The organism is Acidovorax sp. T1 (assembly GCF_002176815.1).
In the GTDB taxonomy this organism is placed as follows: Bacteria; Pseudomonadota; Gammaproteobacteria; order Burkholderiales; family Burkholderiaceae_C; genus Acidovorax.
In genome coordinates this window covers 278,814-297,594 of the sequence record NZ_CP021648.1, presented here as the reverse complement: position 1 = coordinate 297,594, position 18,781 = coordinate 278,814, and the positions used below count along the sequence as shown (strand labels likewise).

Annotated in this window: 19 protein-coding genes and 1 other annotated feature; of the genes, 9 read left to right on the top strand and 10 right to left on the bottom strand. The window is 62.3% G+C overall.

Features of this window, described 5'->3' with window-relative positions:
- Positions 1-64: 64 nt before the first annotated feature.
- Together CCX87_RS01405 and CCX87_RS01400 are read right to left on the bottom strand one after the other, a co-directional pair.
- The gene (locus CCX87_RS01405; RefSeq protein ID WP_087743186.1) at positions 65-1,138 is read right to left on the bottom strand and encodes a homocysteine S-methyltransferase family protein; all 1,074 of its coding nucleotides are present in this window, start codon (positions 1,136-1,138) and stop codon (positions 65-67) included.
- A 24-nt stretch (positions 1,139-1,162) separates the two neighbouring features.
- The gene (locus CCX87_RS01400) at positions 1,163-2,092 is read right to left on the bottom strand and encodes a LysR family transcriptional regulator (RefSeq protein WP_198314747.1); all 930 of its coding nucleotides are present in this window, start codon (positions 2,090-2,092) and stop codon (positions 1,163-1,165) included.
- 144 nt (positions 2,093-2,236) lie between these two features.
- Here CCX87_RS01400 and CCX87_RS01395 point away from each other — a divergent pair, with 144 nt between their 5' ends.
- The 4 genes from CCX87_RS01395 (at position 2,237) to dld (ending at position 7,498) form a co-directional block, all read left to right on the top strand.
- The gene (locus CCX87_RS01395; protein ID WP_087743179.1) at positions 2,237-3,373 is read left to right on the top strand and encodes an iron-containing alcohol dehydrogenase; all 1,137 of its coding nucleotides are present in this window, start codon (positions 2,237-2,239) and stop codon (positions 3,371-3,373) included.
- 89 nt (positions 3,374-3,462) lie between these two features.
- The gene (locus CCX87_RS01390; protein ID WP_231940735.1) at positions 3,463-4,506 is read left to right on the top strand and encodes a tripartite tricarboxylate transporter substrate binding protein; all 1,044 of its coding nucleotides are present in this window, start codon (positions 3,463-3,465) and stop codon (positions 4,504-4,506) included.
- Positions 4,507-4,733: 227 nt separating this feature from the next.
- Positions 4,734-6,332 (top strand): aldehyde dehydrogenase (NADP(+)), encoded by a 1,599-nt coding sequence (locus CCX87_RS01385; RefSeq protein WP_087743177.1) that lies wholly within the window; start codon positions 4,734-4,736, stop codon positions 6,330-6,332.
- Positions 6,230-7,498: a D-lactate dehydrogenase gene (gene dld / locus CCX87_RS01380; RefSeq protein WP_335622374.1), complete on the top strand. Its 1,269-nt coding sequence runs from the start codon at positions 6,230-6,232 to the stop codon at positions 7,496-7,498. The genes CCX87_RS01385 and dld overlap by 103 nt, the downstream gene beginning before the upstream one ends.
- 31 nt (positions 7,499-7,529) lie before the next feature.
- Here the strand turns inward: dld and CCX87_RS01375 are convergent.
- Positions 7,530-8,764, bottom strand: a protein-coding gene (locus CCX87_RS01375; RefSeq protein ID WP_369825307.1) for an IS3 family transposase whose coding sequence is annotated in 2 segments (ribosomal slippage) — positions 7,530-8,479 and positions 8,479-8,764 — 1,236 coding nt in all. Because the reading frame shifts where the segments join, the coding sequence is not laid out codon by codon here.
- Positions 8,373-8,489 (bottom strand) — a sequence feature (AL1L pseudoknot). (Overlaps the previous gene by 117 nt.)
- Positions 8,765-8,882: 118 nt before the next feature.
- On the opposite strand from CCX87_RS01375, the gene CCX87_RS01370 reads away from it, so the two are divergent.
- Positions 8,883-9,659: a hypothetical protein gene (locus CCX87_RS01370; RefSeq protein ID WP_143218386.1), complete on the top strand. Its 777-nt coding sequence runs from the start codon at positions 8,883-8,885 to the stop codon at positions 9,657-9,659.
- Between the two features lie 47 nt (positions 9,660-9,706).
- On the opposite strand, the gene CCX87_RS21045 is transcribed toward CCX87_RS01370, so the two are convergent.
- The 7 genes from CCX87_RS21045 to CCX87_RS21190 all read right to left on the bottom strand — a co-directional run bounded on the left by CCX87_RS21045 (position 9,707) and on the right by CCX87_RS21190 (position 14,071).
- Positions 9,707-10,084: a type II toxin-antitoxin system HicB family antitoxin gene (locus tag CCX87_RS21045; protein WP_198314746.1), complete on the bottom strand. Its 378-nt coding sequence runs from the start codon at positions 10,082-10,084 to the stop codon at positions 9,707-9,709.
- Positions 10,085-10,430: 346 nt separating this feature from the next.
- The gene (locus CCX87_RS01360; protein WP_232476455.1) at positions 10,431-10,802 is read right to left on the bottom strand and encodes a hypothetical protein; all 372 of its coding nucleotides are present in this window, start codon (positions 10,800-10,802) and stop codon (positions 10,431-10,433) included.
- A gap of 61 nt (positions 10,803-10,863) precedes the next feature.
- Positions 10,864-11,538, bottom strand: coding sequence for a hypothetical protein (locus tag CCX87_RS01355; protein WP_232476454.1), 675 nt, complete (start codon positions 11,536-11,538; stop codon positions 10,864-10,866).
- A 13-nt stretch (positions 11,539-11,551) separates the two neighbouring features.
- On the bottom strand, positions 11,552-11,806 hold the full coding sequence (locus tag CCX87_RS20625; RefSeq protein ID WP_139285380.1) for a hypothetical protein: 255 nt from the start codon (positions 11,804-11,806) through the stop codon (positions 11,552-11,554).
- Between the two features lie 21 nt (positions 11,807-11,827).
- Positions 11,828-12,445: a hypothetical protein gene (locus CCX87_RS01350; protein WP_139285381.1), complete on the bottom strand. Its 618-nt coding sequence runs from the start codon at positions 12,443-12,445 to the stop codon at positions 11,828-11,830.
- Positions 12,446-12,567: 122 nt separating this feature from the next.
- Entirely contained in the window at positions 12,568-13,839 is a 1,272-nt protein-coding gene (locus tag CCX87_RS01345) for a site-specific integrase (RefSeq protein ID WP_087743170.1), read from the bottom strand.
- Entirely contained in the window at positions 13,832-14,071 is a 240-nt protein-coding gene (locus CCX87_RS21190; protein ID WP_026437435.1) for a hypothetical protein, read from the bottom strand. The genes CCX87_RS01345 and CCX87_RS21190 overlap by 8 nt, the downstream gene beginning before the upstream one ends.
- Positions 14,072-14,219: 148 nt before the next feature.
- Here CCX87_RS21190 and CCX87_RS01335 point away from each other — a divergent pair, with 148 nt between their 5' ends.
- The 4 genes from CCX87_RS01335 (at position 14,220) to CCX87_RS01320 (ending at position 18,656) form a co-directional block, all read left to right on the top strand.
- A complete protein-coding gene (locus tag CCX87_RS01335; protein ID WP_087748112.1) occupies positions 14,220-14,441 on the top strand; it encodes a helix-turn-helix domain-containing protein in 222 nt (73 codons plus the stop codon).
- Positions 14,442-14,503: 62 nt separating this feature from the next.
- Complete coding sequence (locus CCX87_RS01330) at positions 14,504-16,249, top strand: type I restriction-modification system subunit M (protein WP_087743168.1); 1,746 nt, start codon at positions 14,504-14,506, stop codon at positions 16,247-16,249.
- Positions 16,246-17,265, top strand: a complete 1,020-nt coding sequence (locus CCX87_RS01325) for a PDDEXK nuclease domain-containing protein (RefSeq protein ID WP_087743166.1) — start codon at positions 16,246-16,248, stop codon at positions 17,263-17,265. The genes CCX87_RS01330 and CCX87_RS01325 overlap by 4 nt, the downstream gene beginning before the upstream one ends.
- Positions 17,262-18,656 carry a restriction endonuclease subunit S gene (locus CCX87_RS01320; protein WP_087743163.1) on the top strand — a complete coding sequence of 465 codons (1,395 nt, stop codon included), beginning with the start codon at positions 17,262-17,264 and terminating at the stop codon, positions 18,654-18,656. The genes CCX87_RS01325 and CCX87_RS01320 overlap by 4 nt, the downstream gene beginning before the upstream one ends.
- Positions 18,657-18,781: the final 125 nt, after the last annotated feature.

The following is an 18,781-nucleotide window of genomic DNA, read 5'->3' as shown; positions in this document are numbered from 1 at the left end:
CGTCGATTCGCCGCCCCAGCGCGGCAGGTGGTGGGCTGCGGGCTAACGCCCGCTTCGGGCCGGTTCAGGCCAATGCGGTGGGCTCGCGGTAGAAAAGTTGCCGCGTCTTCACCGGCGCCACGGCCTTGGCAATGGCGCCAATGTGGTCCGGCGTGGTGCCGCAGCAGCCGCCCAGAATGTTCACCAGCCCCTCGGCGGCGAACTCGTGCACCAGGCGGCTGGTGATCTCCGGCGTTTCGTCAAAGCCCGTGTCGCTCATCGGGTTGGGCAGACCCGCGTTGGGGTAGCAGCTGATGAATGTGTCCTCGGCCACGCGGTTGAGCTCCTGGATGTAGGGGCGCATCAGTGTGGCGCCCAGCGCGCAGTTCAGGCCAATGGCCAGCGGGCGCGCGTGGCGCACGCTGTGCCAGAAGGCCGTCACCGTCTGCCCGCTCAGAATGCGGCCGGAAGCGTCGGTCACGGTGCCGCTGATGATGAGGGGCAGGCGCTCGCCGCTCTTTTCAAAGAATTCGTCAATGGCAAACAGGGCGGCCTTGGCGTTGAGCGTGTCGAAGATGGTTTCGACCAGCAGCACGTCGGCACCGCCTTCGACCAGTGCCTCGGTCTGCTCGTAGTAGGCCGCGCGCAGCTGCTCAAAGTCGATGTTGCGCGCACCGGGGTCGTTCACATCGGGGCTGATGCTGGCCGTCTTGGGCGTGGGGCCCAGGGCGCCCGCCACAAAGCGGGGGTGGTCGGGCGTGCTGAACTTGTCGCAGGCGGCGCGGGCCAACTGGGCCGACTTGAGGTTCATCTCACGCGCCAGCTCAGCCATGCCGTAGTCTTCCTGCGCGATGGTGGTGGCACCAAAGGTGTTGGTCTCGATCAGGTCGGCACCCGCAGCCAGGTAGCGCTCGTGGATGTCGCGGATCACATCGGGGCGCGTCAGGCTCAGCAACTCGTTGTTACCCTTTACATCGCGGGGAAAGTCCTTGAACCGGTCACCTGCACCGTCTGGCCCGGTGTAGCCCTCGCCCCGGTACTGGGCCTCCCCCAGCTTGAAGCGCTGGATCATGGTGCCCATGGCGCCGTCGAGAATGACGATGCGCTGGGCGAGGATGTTGGGAAGCTGCTGGGCGCGGGTGTAGGTGATCTGCTGCATGGCGCAATTGTAAGAAGCGGCGATTCAGGGCGCCGCTGGGGCCTCTTCGGCAACGGCACGCAAGGCCAGCAGCGAATCGATCAGCAGCGTCAGCGCCGGATGGCGGTGCGCGTTGCGCCGCGCGATGAGTTCGTACGGCTCGCTGCGCGACTTGAGCCGCAGCGGCAGGCGGGCGACCATGCCGTGCTGGCAGACGTAGTCGGCCACGTCGTCCGACACCAGGGCCACCAGATTGGGGTTGTGGCTCAGCAGCGAAAGCGTGGCCAGCGCGGATGTGGTCTCGATCAGATGCGTCGGAAATGACAGGTTCTCTTCGAAGAATTCGCGCTCCAGCGTGCGGCGCATTGGCATGTGCGCGCGGTACACCACCCAGCGGCTGGCAGACAGATCTTGCAGCGTGATCGATGCCAGGCCCGCCGCCGGATGCGCCTGGTGCGCGATGACGGCGAGAGACTCATCCTTGACCACGACAGTGTCGTACAGGTGGGGTTTGGGACTGACCGACGAGCGGCAGATGGCCGCGTCCAGCCGCCCCTGGTCGATGAGCGCAAGCAGACTTTCGCTGGTGTCCTCGACGATCTCCACCGAGATGTCCGGCTGCTGGTCCATCAGCTGCGTGAGCGCCCGCGTCAGGAGCGGCACCGCGCCCATGATGGTGCCTACGGCAATGCGGCCACCTGCGCCACTGGCGATGGCGCTCAGCTCCTGCTGCAAGTGGCTGATGTCGGACTGGATCAGCCGCGCGAAGCGCACCGCGCAGGTTCCCGCTTCCGTAGGCACAAGCCCGCGGTTGGTGCGCATGAAGAGCGGCGCGTTGAGCGTGGACTCCAGCTCCTTCAACGCCTTGCTAGCCCCGGGTTGCGTCAGCCCCACGCGGTCCGCCGCCGCCAGCAGCGAGCCCTGCTCCGCCACCGCGATCAGCAACCGCAGCTGCCTGGCATGCAGACGCGACATCACAGAGTTGAGGTTGTAAGGGCCCTGCATTGACTTGGAGTTATAGCTATATCGATAACGGTTAGTTTATTCGACGTCGCCTCACTTATAGAATTCTGCGATTGACGGATGAATATGAAAATTCTTGATATCAGGAGATAAACGATGGCGATGATCAACTACGTGACGGAAATCCGCTTCGGCGCGGGCAGTGCCGCTGAGCTGGCACAGGTGTGCCAGGCACTCGGCTTCAAAAAGCCGCTCTTCATCACCGACAAGGGCGTGGTTGCGGCGGGGTTGATCGAGCGCATCCTTGCCGTGAACGACCTGCCGCACTTTCACGTGTTTGACGGCACGCCCTCCAACCCCACCGAGGCGGCGGCGCGCGAAGGGGTGGCAAGCTTCCATGAAGCAGGCTGCGACGGCATCATCGCCGTGGGTGGCGGCTCGTCCATCGACCTCGCCAAGGCCGTGGCCGTGTCGGCCCGCCATCCGGGGCCGCTGCGCCAGTTCGCGCTGATCGAGGGCGGGCTTGCCCGCATCACGGCGGCCACGGTGCCGGTGGTGGCCATTCCCACTACGGCGGGCACGGGCAGCGAGGTCGGGCGCGGCGCGATCATCATCCTGGACGATGGCCGCAAGGTGGGCATCATCTCGCCCTACGTTATCCCCAAGGTGGCGCTGTGCGACCCGACGCTGACCGTGGGCCTGCCACCGGGCCTGACGGCCGCCACCGGCATGGACGCCGTGGCGCACTGTATCGAGACCTTCCTCGCGCCCAGCTTCAACCCGCCCGCCGAAGGCATCGCCCTGGACGGCCTGCGCCGCGCCTGGAAGAACATCGAAACCGCCTTCCACGAGCCAAGCGACATCGAGGCCCGCACCAACATGATGAGCGCGTCGCTGCAGGGTGCGCTGGCCTTTCAGAAAGGCCTGGGCTGTGTGCACAGCCTCAGCCATTCGCTGGGCGGTATCGACCCGCGCCTGCACCACGGCACCCTCAATGCGGTGCTGCTGCCGGCGGTGGTGCGCTTCAACCGCGAATCCGACACGGTCGTGCGCGACGAGAAGATCGACCGCCTGGCGCAGGCCATGGGCCTGCCGGCGCATGCGTCGGTGGAGGACGCGATCCAGGACATGTCCCGCAGGCTCCGGCTCCCGGCCGGCCTGGGCGCGATGGGCGTGACGGCCGACCTGACGCCGCGCATCGTCACCGGCGCGCTGGCTGACCACAGCCACAAGACCAATCCGCGCGAAGCCAGCGCCGACGATTACGCGCGCCTGGTCGAAGCGGCGATGTAGGCCGCAGCGCCCGGCCGTGCTTCGAAGAAGCCTTCGAACCGCCGCGCCTCTCGGTCATCCGCCAGACATTTCCAATTTTCAGACAGGCCATGGTGAACCTGACCAGTGGGTTTCGCCACGCCGCTCATAGATCGAATGACATGCAGCCCATCCCCGCACCTCTGACCCGTCGCCGCACCTTTGCCTATATTGGCGCTTACGCGAGCATGCTCTCCATCGGCTCGTCTGCGCGCGCTTCCGATCCGGACTACCCCGACCGGAGTGTCGAGCTCATCGTGCCCTACGCTGCGGGCGGTGGCACAGACGCCGTGGCTCGATCCTTCGCTGACGTATCGCGCAAGTATTTCCGCCAGAGCATCATTGCGGTGAACAAGCCAGGCGCGAGCACGTCCATCGGCACGATGGAAGTCATCAACGCGCGGCCCGATGGCTACAAGATCGCGTTGGTGACAGTCGAGCTGACCTTCCTGAACAGTCTGGGGATCGCCCGGTTCACGCATGACCGCCTGGTGCCGATCGCACGGCTGAACTACGACCCCTCCGCCATTACCGTCCGCGCAGATTCGCCATGGAAGACCATTGAGGAATTTCTCGCTGCCGCGAAGAAATCGCCCGGGGAGATGCGTGTTGGAAACGCTGGCCCGGGCTCGATCTGGAACCTCACGGCCTCTGCACTCGAGGACAAGGCACAGGTACGCTTCAATCAAGTGCCTTACCAGGGAGCAGCCCCTGCCGTCCTGGCGCTCATGGGTGGGCATATCGACGCAGTGGCGGTCAGCCCGGCCGAAGTGGGAACCTACGTGGCAGCGGGCAAGCTGCGGTTGCTCGCCGTCATGGCTGAAAAACGCATTCCCGCGTTTGCCGAGGTGCCGACATTCCGGGAGCGGGGCGTCGATCTGGTGCTGGGCGTTTGGCGGGGCCTGGCCGCGCCCAAGGACACCCCTCCCAAAGTCCTGCAGACGCTGCGGGACATGGCGGCGAAGACCGCGCAGGATCCCGCCTTCCTGGCAACGCTCCAGAAGCTCAATCTGGGCTATGCCTATGCCGATGACCGCGTCTTCGGGGCACAGTGGAGCAGCGACAGCACCTACTTCAAGAGCCTCATCGCAAAGCTGAACATGAAGCTCGGTTGACATGCGGAACGCACCGTAAGACCCGTTGCCGCACAGACGATGCCGCCTGGCACGGCCCGAGGGCCCAGGCGGCACGTCGTTCCGCGCGAGGCAAGCCCTATCGATGGCGCGCAACTGCCCGAAGCGGACATGTGGCGCTGCCCACGCGCTCGCCACCGGGCGGCCTGCGATGCACCCCGGCCTGCCCAGTGCCTTTTCCGTTGTCCTCCTTCCATCACGAACCCGCCATGACCTTAATCACCCCCCTCACAGGCAAGATGCTGATCGGCGCCGACGCGGTCGCCGGCACCGACGGAGGCCAGCGTGCCTTCAACCCCGCCACGAATACCGAGATCGCCGAGCCGCATTTCGGCTTCGGCACCCCCGGCGATGTGGACCGCGCCGCCCGCCTGGCGGCCGCGGCCTTCGACGAATACCGCGCGCTGCCACTCGCGCGCCGCGCCGACTTCCTGGAGGCCATCGCCGACCAGATCATGGCGCTGGGCGATGCGCTGCTGGAGCGCGCCCATGCCGAAACCGGCCTGCCGATGGCCCGCCTGACGGGCGAGCGCGGCCGCACCGTGGGCCAGCTGCGCCTGTTCGCCCGCGTGGTGCGCGACGGCCATTTCCTGCACGCCACCATCGACCCCGCCCAGCCGCAGCGCCAGCCGCTGCCGCGCGCGGACCTGCGGCGGGCCAAGGTACCGCTCGGCCCCGTGGCGGTGTTCGGTGCCAGCAACTTTCCGCTGGCGTTTTCGGTCGCGGGGGGCGACACCGCATCGGCACTGGCCGCCGGCGCGCCGGTCGTCGTGAAAGCGCACGGTGCCCACCTGGGCACGTCCGAGCTGGTGGGCCGCGCCATCCAGCAGGCGGTGCGCGAGCAGGGCATGCCCGAAGGCGTGTTCTCGCTCTTGATCGGCGCGGGCCGCAGCATCGGCGAGGCCCTGGTCGCCCACCCCGCCATCCAGGCCGTGGGCTTCACCGGATCGCGCCAGGGCGGCCTGGCGCTGGTGGCCATCGCCAACCGCCGGCCCGAGCCGATTCCCGTCTATGCCGAGATGAGCGCCATCAACCCCGTCTTCCTGCTGCCCGGCGCCCTGGCGCAGCGGGCTGACGCCATCGGACAGGCTTTTGCCGACTCACTCGTCATGGGCGCCGGCCAGTTCTGCACCAACCCCGGCCTGGTGCTGGGCATCGACGGACCGGATCTGGACCGATTCGTGCAATCCGCGGCTGAGGCCCTGGAACACAAGAGCGCGCAGACCATGCTGACCGCTGGCATCCATGGCGCCTACCGCAGTGGCGTGGAGACGATGGCCGCCACGCCAGGCGTGCAGCGGGTGGCCGAGGGCCAGACTGCGAGCACCTTACACAACGCCGCGCAGGCCGCGCTGTTCATCACCGACGCCCGTACCTTGATGGAGCAGCCTGCGCTGTCGTCCGAGGTTTTCGGCCCCGCATCGCTGGTGGTGCGAGCGAAGGACGCGGATGAGCTGATCGCCGTGGCCGAGCAGCTGGAAGGCCAGCTCACTGCCACACTGCATCTTGAAGACGCGGACCATCCGCTGGCCCGCCGCCTGCTGCCGGTGCTAGAGCGCAGGGCCGGCCGGTTGCTGGTCAACGGCTTCCCGACGGGAGTGGAGGTGTGCCATGCCATGGTGCACGGTGGGCCGTATCCGTCGACTTCCAACGCAATGTTCACCTCGGTGGGCGCCAGTGCCATTGACCGCTTCCTGCGACCCGTGTGCTACCAGGACCTGCCCGACGCCCTGCTGCCCGAGGCGCTGCAGCAGGCCAACCCGCTGGGCCTCTGGCGGCTGGTCGACGGCGCGCCCGTCCGCGCATGACGGCCATGCCACCGGCAGCCGCCCTCGCACCCTCCGACCTGCTGGCCCGCCTCAAGGAGATCGTCGGCGGCGGCCATGTGCTGACGGGCGATGCGTCCACGCGCCGCTACCGCAGCGGCTTTCGCTACGGCGGCGGCGACGTGCTGGCCGTGGTGCGCCCCGGCAGCCTGACGCAGCTGTGGCACACGCTGAAGGCCTGCCACGCCGCCGGCACCATCATCCTCTGCCAGGCCGCCAACACAGGCCTCACGGGCGGCTCCACACCGATGGAGGGCGGCTACGACCGCCCGGTAGTGCTCATCAACATGCTGCGGCTCAAGCAGCTGGACCTGCTGCAGCGCGGCGAGCAGGTGCTGGCCCGGCCCGGCGTCACGCTCGAACAGCTCGAACGCAGGCTCAAGCCGCTGGGCCGCGAGCCGCATTCCGTGATCGGGTCGAGTTGCATCGGCGCCTCGGTGACAGGCGGCATCTGCAACAACTCCGGGGGCTCGCTCATCCGGCGCGGTCCTGCCTTCACGCAGTTCTCGCTCTTCGCTTGCATCGACGAGGACGGCCAACTGCGGCTCGTCAACCACCTGGGCATGGCACTCGGCGACGATCCCGAGCAGATCCTCGCCAACCTGGAGAGTGGCCGTTTCGCTCGCGACGACCTGCCGGCCGAACCCGGCCGCATGGCCTCTGACCGCGAGTACTCGCAGCATGTGCGCGACATCGATTCCAGTGAGCCAGCACGCTACAACGCCGACCCGCGCCGCCTCTACGAGGCCTCGGGCTCCGCCGGCAAGATCGCCGTCTTCGCGGTGCGCCTGGACACCTTCGCGGCGGATACGGACACCCGCGTGTTCTACATCGGCACCAACCAGCCGCGCGACCTCGCGGACCTGCGCCGCCACATGCTGGCCCGCTTCGCTTCCCTGCCCGTGGCGGCCGAGTACATGCACCGCTCGGCCTACGATCTGAGCCGCACCTACGGCAAGGACCTGTTCGTCTACATCCGCAAACTGGGCACCGCGCGCGTGCCGCTGGCCTTCGCGCTCAAGAGCCGTTTCGACGCGCTCGCCGAGCGCTGCGGGCTGGGGCGGAACCTGGCCGACCGCCTGCTGCAGCGGCTCGCCAACCGGATGCCCGAACACCTGCCTGCGCGCATGAACGCCTTTCGCGACTGAACCGCCCCGGGTTTCGTGGAGGCCCGTTGGTTTAAGTCAGGCCGCCACCCATGGAGGCCTGACTGGCGAATTGCCGGTAGTAGTTTGCCTCAGCTTCTGCAGGCGGGATATACCCGATAGGCTCCAGCAGTCTGTGGTGGTTGAACCAGGCCACCCATTCCAGGGTGGCCAGCTCCACCGATTCCTTTGTCTTCCAGGGTGCGCGACGGTGGATCAGTTCGGCCTTGTACAGCCCATTGATCGTCTCGGCCAGGGCGTTGTCATAGCTGTCGCCCTTGCTGCCCACAGAGGGGGCGATGCCGGCCTCGGCCAGTCTCTCGCTGTAGCGGATACCGACGTATTGCGACCCCCTGTCCGAGTGATGAATCAATGTTCCGTCACGTTCGGGCTGTCTGGCGTACAGCGCCTGCTCCAACGCGTCCAGCACGAAGTCCGCGCGCATTGAACTGCTCACCCGCCAGCCCACTATGCGCCGCGCGTACACGTCGATCACGAAGGCCACGTACAGCCAGCCCTGCCAGGTCGAAACATAGGTGAAGTCGGAGACCCAGAGCTGGTTCGGCCGGTTCGCTTTGAACTGCCGGTTGACCCGGTCCAGTGGGCATGCCGTCTTGCGGTCACTGACGGTGGTGCGCACTACCTTCCCCCGCATGACGCCACGCAGGCCCAGCCGGCGCATGAGCCGCTCGACGGTACAACGTGCCACGACCGTGCCTTCCCGTCTCAATTGCATCCAGACCTTGTCGGCACCGTACACCTGCAGGTTGGCCTGCCAGACACGTTCGATCTGGGGTGTCAGTTGCGCATCGCGCTTGGCCCGTTGGCCTAGTCGCGTGGCATCGCGCTGTTGCGCTCGGTACCGCCGGTAGCCAGATGGGGCGATCTGCAGCACCTTGCAGATCGGCTCGACCCCATGCGTGTGGCGGTGTTGGTCGATGAAGGCCCTCAAGACTTCAGTCGGCGGTCGAGCTCCGCCTGGGCAAAAAAAGCACTCGCCAGCTTCAGGATTTCGTTGGCTCTGCGCAGCTCCTTGACCTCGCGCTCCAGTGCCTTCACGCGTTCGTGCTCGGACGTGGTGGTGCCTGCCCTCGCGCCCGTATCCACTTCATCGCGTTTGACCCACTCGTTCAACGTTTGCGGCACGCAGCCGATCTTGGGGGCGATGGATTCGATGGCGGCCCACAGCGACGCGTACTCGCCGCGGTGCTCCTGCACCATGCGTACTGCGCGCTCACGCACCTCGGGGGAAAACTTGTTTGACTTCATGGCTCAATCCTCTCAGAGATTTGAGCCTCCTCAAAAGCCGGGGCGGTTCACATGGGATCTTTTCATGGCCTTATGTTTTCCATGGCCGTATGGCACGGCATGATTGGAATGGATGCGCATGAGTAAGCACGAAGAAATATTTCGGGTGTTCATCAACTCGGTGCAAAAGGCCAGAGATCCCGCCAAGGAGCAGCGGGAGATCATGCTCGTGCAGAACACGATGAACACGGTCTTGGGGCAGCTGTCTGAACAGGACCGCCTGTACTACTCTCTGGAGGTAGACCCGTGCAAACTTGACCAGTGGTTAGTGGTTTCCTGCTGTGACAGTCTTCAGCGCAGGCTCTTTGAGGACAGAAAGGCGCCTTACTCAGCATCCTCCACCGAGGATCCGCTTCTCGCTGGAACAGTCATGCAAGCGACTAACGCATTGAAGCACCTGAGAACATTGTCTACCTCGACGGGCTTGAGCCCTGATGACTTCATTGATGCCATACGCACCACTGCGCCAGCATTGATCCGCCTGCTTACGGACCGGGAAGAAACCACGAGCTTCCGGACCAGCGATGGCGTGACTATCTCTGTGGATTCAATCTACCAATCGCGAAGAACAATGCTTCCCGACCCCGTCTCCGTTCGCTTTCGTGTAGACATGGTAGGTCGCGAGAAAGCTGTTATTGAGCCGACCAAGGAACATCGATCACAACTGAAGACCAAGAGCAAGCAGATCCAGCTTCACTGGCTTCCGCTGGAGCATCCATTTCTGTATGAAATTCTCCTGGAATCCATGGAGTCACGAGCACTCGTTGAGGTTGACGCATGCCGCTATGTCAATCGGATAGGCCAAACCGTCAATTTGTCTTTTCTTAGGATGATTGAATCGCCGGATGACTGTTGACATACATGAGGAGCGCTCGAATCTGTGCCTTTGCCTTCGGGTAATGTTTACGTTGGGGTGGCAGGGGCATCCACCGTCATTGCGGGTACGCGGAGTTCGATGCGGATGGCGCGCGGCGTGACCTCGCCTTGCTCCAACCGCTCAGCCAGAACGCGCAACGCTACGGCCTGGGCCTTCGCCATGGCATCTTCAGCCGTGGCTCCCAAGGCACGTGCTCCCGGCAGCTCCGGGACAACCTCGGCCAGAAACCGTCCGTCGTTGTCACGCATGCACTCCAACGTGTAGTTGGCGGCGCAGGGGCCAGAAGGTTGCGTTTGGCTCGTGGCCACATATATGCCGAACCAGGTAATCACGCCGCCGATAAGGCATAGGGTAATTAAGCCCACCATGGCGCATATTCCTTTCATCTTGTAGAGAACTGCCAAGCAGATCTCATGCGATACCGATCAACGCCTGCGCACCAGCATGGGTTGCCTCACTCGCCAACATAGACAGGGGCGCGATGTGTACTTTGCGTCAGGGCCTTCGCGGCGGTCTACCGCGCGAGCGGTTTAGTCCTCCGCTGCACAGCCGACTTCAAGTGAGCCCACTTGCAGTGCCCGCACAAAGATCCTGCAGTCTTGCGTCCAACCTTAAAATCGTCTTGAGCTACAGTCCAATGGCATTGGAGAGCACTTCGTCGGTAAATCCCATGAGCGTGCCAGCGCGAAGCGCACCTTGCGTCAACACATGGTCTTCGATCAACAGCGCCGGGGTAACGAGCCAAAGCGTTCAGACGCCCAAAGCGCTTTCGTCCACTGGCCACTGCAGCTCTCGCGCAACCCTGCGCATGATCCATACGCACTGCGCATCTGTGCACCATCGCTTGGCCAGAAGACCTTTTAACGCAGTCTTCACCGTCGCTTCCTGGCCCCCTTCAAAGGTGGGCAGCTTTCGCTGGCAGTACGGAACCATCTGCGAGACCAGGTCGTCACACATCTGAAAGGCTGCCACGACTTCTGAGGGCGAAGTACCTGGCGCATAGAACTTTCCATCTTCCTCAACGAGGCTCATCTTCGGCTGGGCGCCTCCAATGGCAGAGGGAACCGCAGTCACCGGGAAATCATCCGGCACGCCTGGATAGCTGGCACGGTCAATCGTCATATCAATTCCTTGCGTACTACTTCGCCATACAGCCGGTACTGCCCTGTCCATTCAAGCCTCTTCAGGCCTTCACTTCAGGGGCAGTGTGGTGGGCGGGAGCCAGTACGGCCCGCTCGCGCAGCCAGCTTGCTTTGTCGTATACAAAGTCCGGAAACTCTTGGGTCAAGGTGGTTTTCTGCAAGATGAGTTCTCGGGCCAAGTGCGCCACTTCTGCCAGCTCCTTTTCATTTCTTACTTCAAACGGTGCCACAAGGCTGACACCCATCGCCCAACTGAGACGCTCCCATTTCCATGAGGGCCGAACCTCCAAGTCAATCCCATCCCGGGTCAGCCGTTCTTCAATTTTCTGAAGCTTTGCGTAGTGCTGTGTCTGGGCCTCGGAAGGTGCGCGGCTGGTGAAGCTGCTCAGTTTTTTCCGCTTGCTCGACTTGCCAACCATCTTGTAGCCTTTGGTCCCGCCCTCAAAGAGCCAGTCATCCCGTGGGCCGTCACCCGCCTCGTCCCAAGCCATGGAAGAAATAGCCTCCCCATAGATGTGTCGAGGGTGATGCCACCAGACGATGATGCGCCGCCCGTTGAGGATGAAACCCACGTCATCCCAATACGACAGACTTTCAGGCCCCATGTTCCAGTAGGCGTGCGGGATGAACAGACCGCCATCTGAAAGACGCCACTGTTGCATGCGGTGATACTCACGCATGCGCCTACCCAAATACTCATAATGCGGATTTCTCATGTGGATTCCTTGGTCAACCCTTGGGTGCTAAGGCCCAGGCAGACGTCGACAGGCGCAGCCAGGGACCCAGTGTTTCCTTCAAACAACTGTGGCAAAGATCGATATCCACCCGCGTTCCATCGCCCAGGGGCGATCCCCAGCCCGCGTCGAACCCCAGCTGCAGGAAGTTGTTCAGGCCATCGCCCTCATCGTGTCGCGCCTGCGTTCCACAGCGGTCGCAAATGAGTTCCGCGACGAACGGTGTCGACATCAATTCATGAACTCTCATTTTGTGCACCTTGATTGATAGCTAAGGCATCTGCATCATCACACTGCCAAGCGCAGCCTGTATACGCGCTACCTGCTGCGGGTCAGCCGTGTCGTCATGTTCCATCCCCAGCACTTGAGCAAGTGTGTATCCCAGATCCGCGTGGCAGCGTCGCAGTTGCCTGAGGGGCTCTTCCAGTAACGCTTTGTGTGCCGAGGCTATGCGGCTGCGATAGAAGCGCATGGTTTCGGCATTCTGGGCAGCAGGCCGCCCCAGGACTTGTTGGTAGGCACACCAATAGTAGCCACAGGATTGCACAAAGGCGGCGACTGCTGCCAACTCTCTTTCGTGGCGGTGCAACAGTCTCGGGTAACGGCTCGCTTGGTTTGCGGCGCGTTCGCAAAGGTCCAGAGGCATGGTCGCCGGCTCTCCCGCAGGAGTTGCCACGGGATGAAGATAGGCACGCACCAGGCCATCATCGCCAAAAAGATTGCGAATGAATGCGTTCAGCGCGCCCTGTGCAGCATCGGGCATACGAGCGTAGATCTCGTCGCGATATTGCGTGATCACGTCACAGTCATGTTGCTGCACGCGCTCCGACATGAGCGTGCGGAGGGAGATGCGGTTACGGTTTCGATGCAAGTGAAGTGATGCGGTCATATGAAACTCCTTGGCACTCGAAGTGCAGATTCGGCCAATCGGGCTTACAGGGTGGGCGCAGGCAAGGCTCCGCCCTGCCCTGCGCGTCGGGCACTTGGCGTAGGTTCAAAAAAGCGATGTGGTTAGGTAGTGGTTGCCACTGCCGGTGAAGCCTCAAGCGCCAGGATCACGGGGGTCACGTTCCCCGTGACGGGCGCTAACGAGATGTGCTGCTTGAGCAAGCGCTCCATGGCAGAGCCGTCCCGGCGCGTCAGGTTGGGCACATACCGGCTGTAGACACGGAACAGCATTTCGGTGCTGGTGTGACCCAACTGTCGCGCAATCCATTCCGGCGCTTCCCCGGCAGCAAGCCACAGCGTTGCCGCCGTATGCCGCATCTGGTAGGCCCTGCGGTGCTCCAACCCCAGGTGACGTAGCAGCGGCGCCCAGACCCGGTTGAGGAAGTTCTGGTTATCAATGGGCTTGCCACTGCGCAAGCTGAATACATACTCCGAGTCAGGGTGCCGAGTCTTGAACTGCGCCTGCAGGGCATCGAACACCATCTCGTTCATCTGGATGTCGCGCATGCTGCCATCCGTCTTGAGCTCGTCTTCCTCGTTGAGGACGATCGACTCACGCACCAGGATGAGCCGACGCTCGAAATCGATGTACTTCCATTTGAGGCCATGCGCCTCCCCGGTTCGCATGCCTGTGAAAAAGCGCACGGTGAAGTAGTTGCGATAGTCCGCCCTCGCGGTGGACAGGATGCGCTGCACGTCCTCCAGCGTGAAGGGCATGACGTCGCTGCGCTTCATCTTCAAGGGTTTGATATTGCGGAAGGCGGACGTAAACTCGAATCGGTCGGCCGCTTCGTTGAGGATCTGTCGCAAAGGCTTCATGATGGAGTTGATGCGTCGGTTGGATAAGGTGTTGCTGGACTTTCGGGCGGGAACTTTGGCGAGTGAAGCCCGAAATGCCAGTACGTCTGCCTTGGTGATCTGGCCGACCTCCTTGTCCCCAAAAAAGGGGATCAGGTATTTGTCCAGTGCACCGCGTTGCGTGATGCTGTAGCTACGCCGCCATGTCACCTCGGCCTCTGCGAACCACACCTCGGCGAAGTCGCGAAACAGCGGGGTTGTGCTGGGGGGCTGCTTCAATGCGCCTGGTGCGGGCCCGGCAAGCATGGGCTCCTGCGGGGGTTCGATCTCCGCGACAGGTAGAGGCTTTCCGAAGGTTTTTTGGTAGTCGAAGGCGCCCAGGGCGATTTCTGCTTCGATGCGCTCCAGGACCTTTTGCAAGCGCTTGCGGTTGGCGGAGGTGTCGGTCAACGTGGTGTATTCCCGCAGCCGCTGCCCCGCATATCGGAAGTCCAGGAACAGCGTCCCTTTACTTTCCAGGCGGCGGATACTACCCATGAATCACACCTCCATTAGCCAGCGGTATGCCCTCTGCACATACGGCCGAATACTGAGTCATGTCTGTTTCGATGTGCTCCCAGATATAGAGAGTTTTGCGTCCACCGAACGGGCGGATGTAATGCCGACCCTCAAGTAGGACGCTGTCCTTGAGCCTGTCCCGGATGGTCCTGGCGTCGTACTTGATGCGGTCAGACAACTCGTCAGTAGTCAGATAGGTACACGATGTCATTTCTCTCTCCTTGCGATGGTGGACAATCAGGATCCAAAAAAGTCGCGCACTGCGTTTTTTTGTCATCCTGAATGGCATTATGAGCGCGAAATAACCCTTGTCAATGCTTTTTTGCCATTCTGGGCGATATTTCTACACGGAGAATGTCTTGATCAAGTGCCACCTGTCCAAGCTTATGGGAGAACGAAAGCTCAAGATCAGCGACCTTGCGCGGGACACTGGTCTCCATAGGAACACGATCACGCTGCTCTACCAGGAGACAGCCACACGTGTTGATCTGGATGCGATCAACACCTTGTGCGGCTATTTCAGCGTTCCGGTAGGTGAGTTGTTCGAATACGTCCCAGACCGTACGTCGGTCCAAGAATGAGCACCCGTCCCCCTGCGGAACAACACGAAGTTGCCTCAGAGATCGGCGTATAACCACCATCAATGAACCAACAAACCCTCTCCGCCTTCATCTGGTCCGTCGCCGACCTGCTGCGCGGTGATTACAAGCAATCCGACTACGGCAAGGTCATCCTGCCCTTCACCGTGCTGCGCCGCCTGGACTGCGTGCTGGAGGCCACCAAGCCCGCCGTGCTGGCCGAGCTGGCCGACAAAGAAAAGCTGGGCGTCAACCCCGAGCCCTTCCTGCTGCGCAAGGCGGGCCAGAGCTTCTACAACACCTCCACGCTCGACCTCAAAAAGCTGCTAGGCGACCCGGATCACATCGCGCAAAACCTGTTCAGCTACGTGCAGGCGTTCTCGCCCGCCGTGCGCGATGTGTTCGAGCGCTTTGAATTCCACACCCAGGTCGAGCGCCTGGCCAAGGCCGGGCTGCTGTACCAGGTGGCCGAAAAGTTCGCCCAGATCGACCTGCACCCCGAGGTGGTCAGCAACATGCAAATGGGCCTGGTGTTTGAGGAGCTGATCCGCAAGTTCGCCGAAATCAGCAACGAGACCGCCGGGGAGCACTTCACCCCGCGTGAGGTCATCCGGCTCATGGTCAACCTCATCTTCATTGAAGACGACGCCATCCTCAGCAAACCCGGCGTGGTGCGCACCATTTACGACCCCACAGCGGGCACGGGCGGCATGCTCAGCGTGGCGGGTGAATACCTGGCCGAGCACAACCCCCAGGCGCGCCTCACCGTCTTTGGCCAGGAGCTCAACCCCGAGTCGTACGCCATCTGCAAGGCCGACATGCTCATCAAGGGCCAGGACGTGGGCAACATTGCCTTTGGCAACACCCTCAGTGACGACGGCCACGGGCACAAGAAATTTGACTACATGCTGTCCAACCCACCGTTTGGCGTGGAGTGGAAAAAGGTCGAGAAAGAAGTGCGCAAAGAGCACGAACAACAGGGCTACAACGGCCGCTTTGGCCCCGGCCTGCCCCGCGTGTCGGATGGCTCCATGCTGTTTTTGCTGCACCTGCTCAGCAAAATGCGCCCCACATCAGAAGGCGGCAGCCGCTTCGGCATCGTGCTCAACGGCTCACCCCTTTTCACCGGCGGCGCGGGTTCGGGCGAATCCGAAATTCGCCGCTACGTGCTGGAGAACGACCTGTGCGAAGCCATCGTGGGCCTGCCCACCGACATGTTCTACAACACCGGCATCAGCACCTACGTCTGGATCATCAGCAACCGCAAGCCCGCAGCGCGCAAGGGCAAGGTACAGCTGATTGATGCCAGCGGCATGTGGCAGAAGATGCGCAAAAGCCTGGGCTCCAAGCGCAAAGAACTGAGCGACGCGCACATTGAGCGCATCACCCGCCTGTTTGGCGACTTCGCCGAGGCCCAGGATGACAACGGCACCCCCATCAGCCGCATCTTCGACAACGAAGCCTTTGGCTACCACGCCATCACCGTCGAGCGCCCGCTGCGCGACGAAGCGGGCAACGTGGTGCTGGGCACCAAGGGCAAGCAAAAGGGCAAGCCCCAGCCCGACGCGCAGCTACGCGACACCGAAAACGTGCCCTACACCGAAGACGTGGGCGAGTATTTCAAGCGCGAGGTGCTGCCCCACGCGCCCGACGCCTGGATCGACCCCGAAAAAACCAAGGTGGGCTACGAAATCCCGTTCAACCGGCACTTCTACGTCTTCAAGCCCCCGCGCCCGCTGGCCGAGATCGACGCTGAGCTCAAGCTGACCACCGACCGCATTCTGGACATGATCAAGGGGCTGTCGGCATGAATGCCCCTGTCACACCCACGCAAGACAGCACCTTTGCGCAAGTCACCGAACTCATTGCCACGAGCCGCCAGCGTGCGCTACAGGCGGTCAACACCACCTTGATCGACCTGTATTGGCAGGTGGGCGCCATCATCAGCCGCAAGATTGCCGCTGCCGAATGGGGCGACGGCGTGGTCACGCAACTGGCTGCCCACATTGCCCAGGCGCAGCCAGGCCTGCGCGGCTTTACACGACCCAACCTGTTTCGGATGCGCCAGTTTTACGAGGCCTACCAGGGGGACGAGAAAGTCTCACCACTGGTGAGACAACTGCCCTGGACGCACAACCTCATCATCCTGAGCCAGGGCAAAAGCGCGCAGGAACGCGAGTTCTACCTGCGCATGGCCATACAGGAGCGCTGGAGCAAACGGGAGCTGGAGCGCCAGTTCCGGCTGGCCTTGTTCGAGCGTGCCGTGCTGCAACCGGCCAAAGTGTCACCGCTGGTGGCACAAACCCACCCGGGCGCGGCGCAGGTGTTTCGGGACGCCTACATGGTCGAGTTTCTGTCCCTGCCCGAAGGCCACAGCGAAGCGGACTTGCACCAGGGCCTGCTGAACCAGCTCAAGACCTTTCTGACCGAACTGGGGCGCGACTTCTGTTTTGTGGGCTCGGAAGTTGCGCTGCAGGTGGGCCAGCGCGACTTTGCGCTGGATCTGCTGTTTTTTCACCGGGGCCTGAACTGCCTGGTCGCTATCGAGCTGAAGGTCGGGCGTTTTGAGCCCGAATACCTGGGCAAGCTCTCGTTCTACCTGGAGGCGCTGGACCGCGACGTGCGCAAACCGCATGAGAACCCGGCCATCGGCGTGCTGCTGTGTGCCAGCAAGGACGACGAGGTGGTCGAATACGCTCTCAGCCGCAGCGCATCGCCCGCCCTGATTGCCGAATACCAGACGCAACTGCCCAACAAAGCCTTGCTGCAGGCCAAGCTGCATGAGTTCTACCAACTGAACATGGCCAATGCAGGAGGCACAGCATGAGTTTTCCGAGATACCCGGAGTACAAGGACAGTGGGGTGGCGTGGCTGGGGGAGGTGCCCACACATTGGAACCTCAAGCGGTTGCGCCACGTGGCAACGCTGAATCCATCCAAATCAGAAGTAGCCCATCTGCCACGCGACACCGAGGTTTCATTTTTGCCGATGGAAGCAGTTGGCGACGATGGCACCCTGAATCTCGACCGCACGCGGCCGATCGGTGAAGTGGAATCCGGCTACACGTACTTTCGAGAGGGGGACGTGACGATTGCCAAGATCACGCCCTGTTACGAGAACGGCAAAGGCTCCGTGATGCGGGGCCTTCACAACGGACACGGCTTCGGCACTACCGAGTTAATCGTGGCACGCCCATCTGAGGGAAAGGCAACCAGCGAATACCTGCATCTCCTTTTCACGTCGCACCCGTTCCGTCAACTGGGCGAGGCGTCCATGTATGGCGCGGGTGGGCAAAAACGAGTTCCAGATGACTTCGTCCGGGATTTTGCAGTCGCATTTCCGCCGCTGTGTGAACAAACCGCCATCGCCACCTTCCTCGACCACGAAACCGCCAAGATCGACGCGCTGGTGGCCGAGCAGGAAAAGCTGATCGCCCTGCTGCAGGAAAAGCGCCAGGCCGTCATCTCCCACGCCGTGACAAAGGGGCTGAACCCGAATGTGCCGATGAAGGATTCGGGCGTGGAGTGGCTGGGGGAGGTGCCGGGGCATTGGGAGGTATGTGCGTTAAAGAATATTGTGTCAACGCCCATCACCGACGGGCCGCATGAAACGCCTCAGTTTTTCGATGAAGGTGTTCCTTTCGTCTCGGCGGAAGCCGTTTCGCAAGGGTTCATCAATTTTGAAAAAATACGTGGGCATATTTCACCGGAAGACCATCAACGCTACTCACAAAAGTACCTCCCGCGCCGCGGTGATGTGTACATGGTGAAGTCGGGTGCAACAACGGGGGTGACAGCTATCGTGGAAACCGATCAGGAATTCAATATCTGGTCACCACTGGCTGCCCTGCGTTGTGGCGACAAGATGTTTCCGAAGTATTTACTTCACTACATGCGCTCGCGCCACTTCCAAGAGGCCGTGACCCTGAACTGGAGCTTTGGCACACAACAAAACATTGGAATGGGAGTTATCGGCGATCTTTCTACGCCTGTTCCTCCGCTGGAAGAGCAAACCTCTATTGCTTCTTTCCTCGACCGAGAAACTGCCAAGCTCCACACCCTGATGACCGAAGCCCGCACCGCCATCACCCTCCTGCAAGAACGCCGCACCGCCCTGATCTCCGCCGCCGTCACCGGGCAGATCGACGTGCGCGGACTGGCGGGCAGCGCAAATGCTCCTGATTCAGTAGCTGCCAGTTCTTATCCAGAAAGCGTTTGAGGCCAATTTCGCTTCAAACCCATCCTATACCCTTGCCGCATGAAGCCTTCAAGGCAACAACCGTCACCTTATGGGCAACACACAGAACGGACCGCCATCGCGCCCTTGCAGGGGCAGATGGGTAG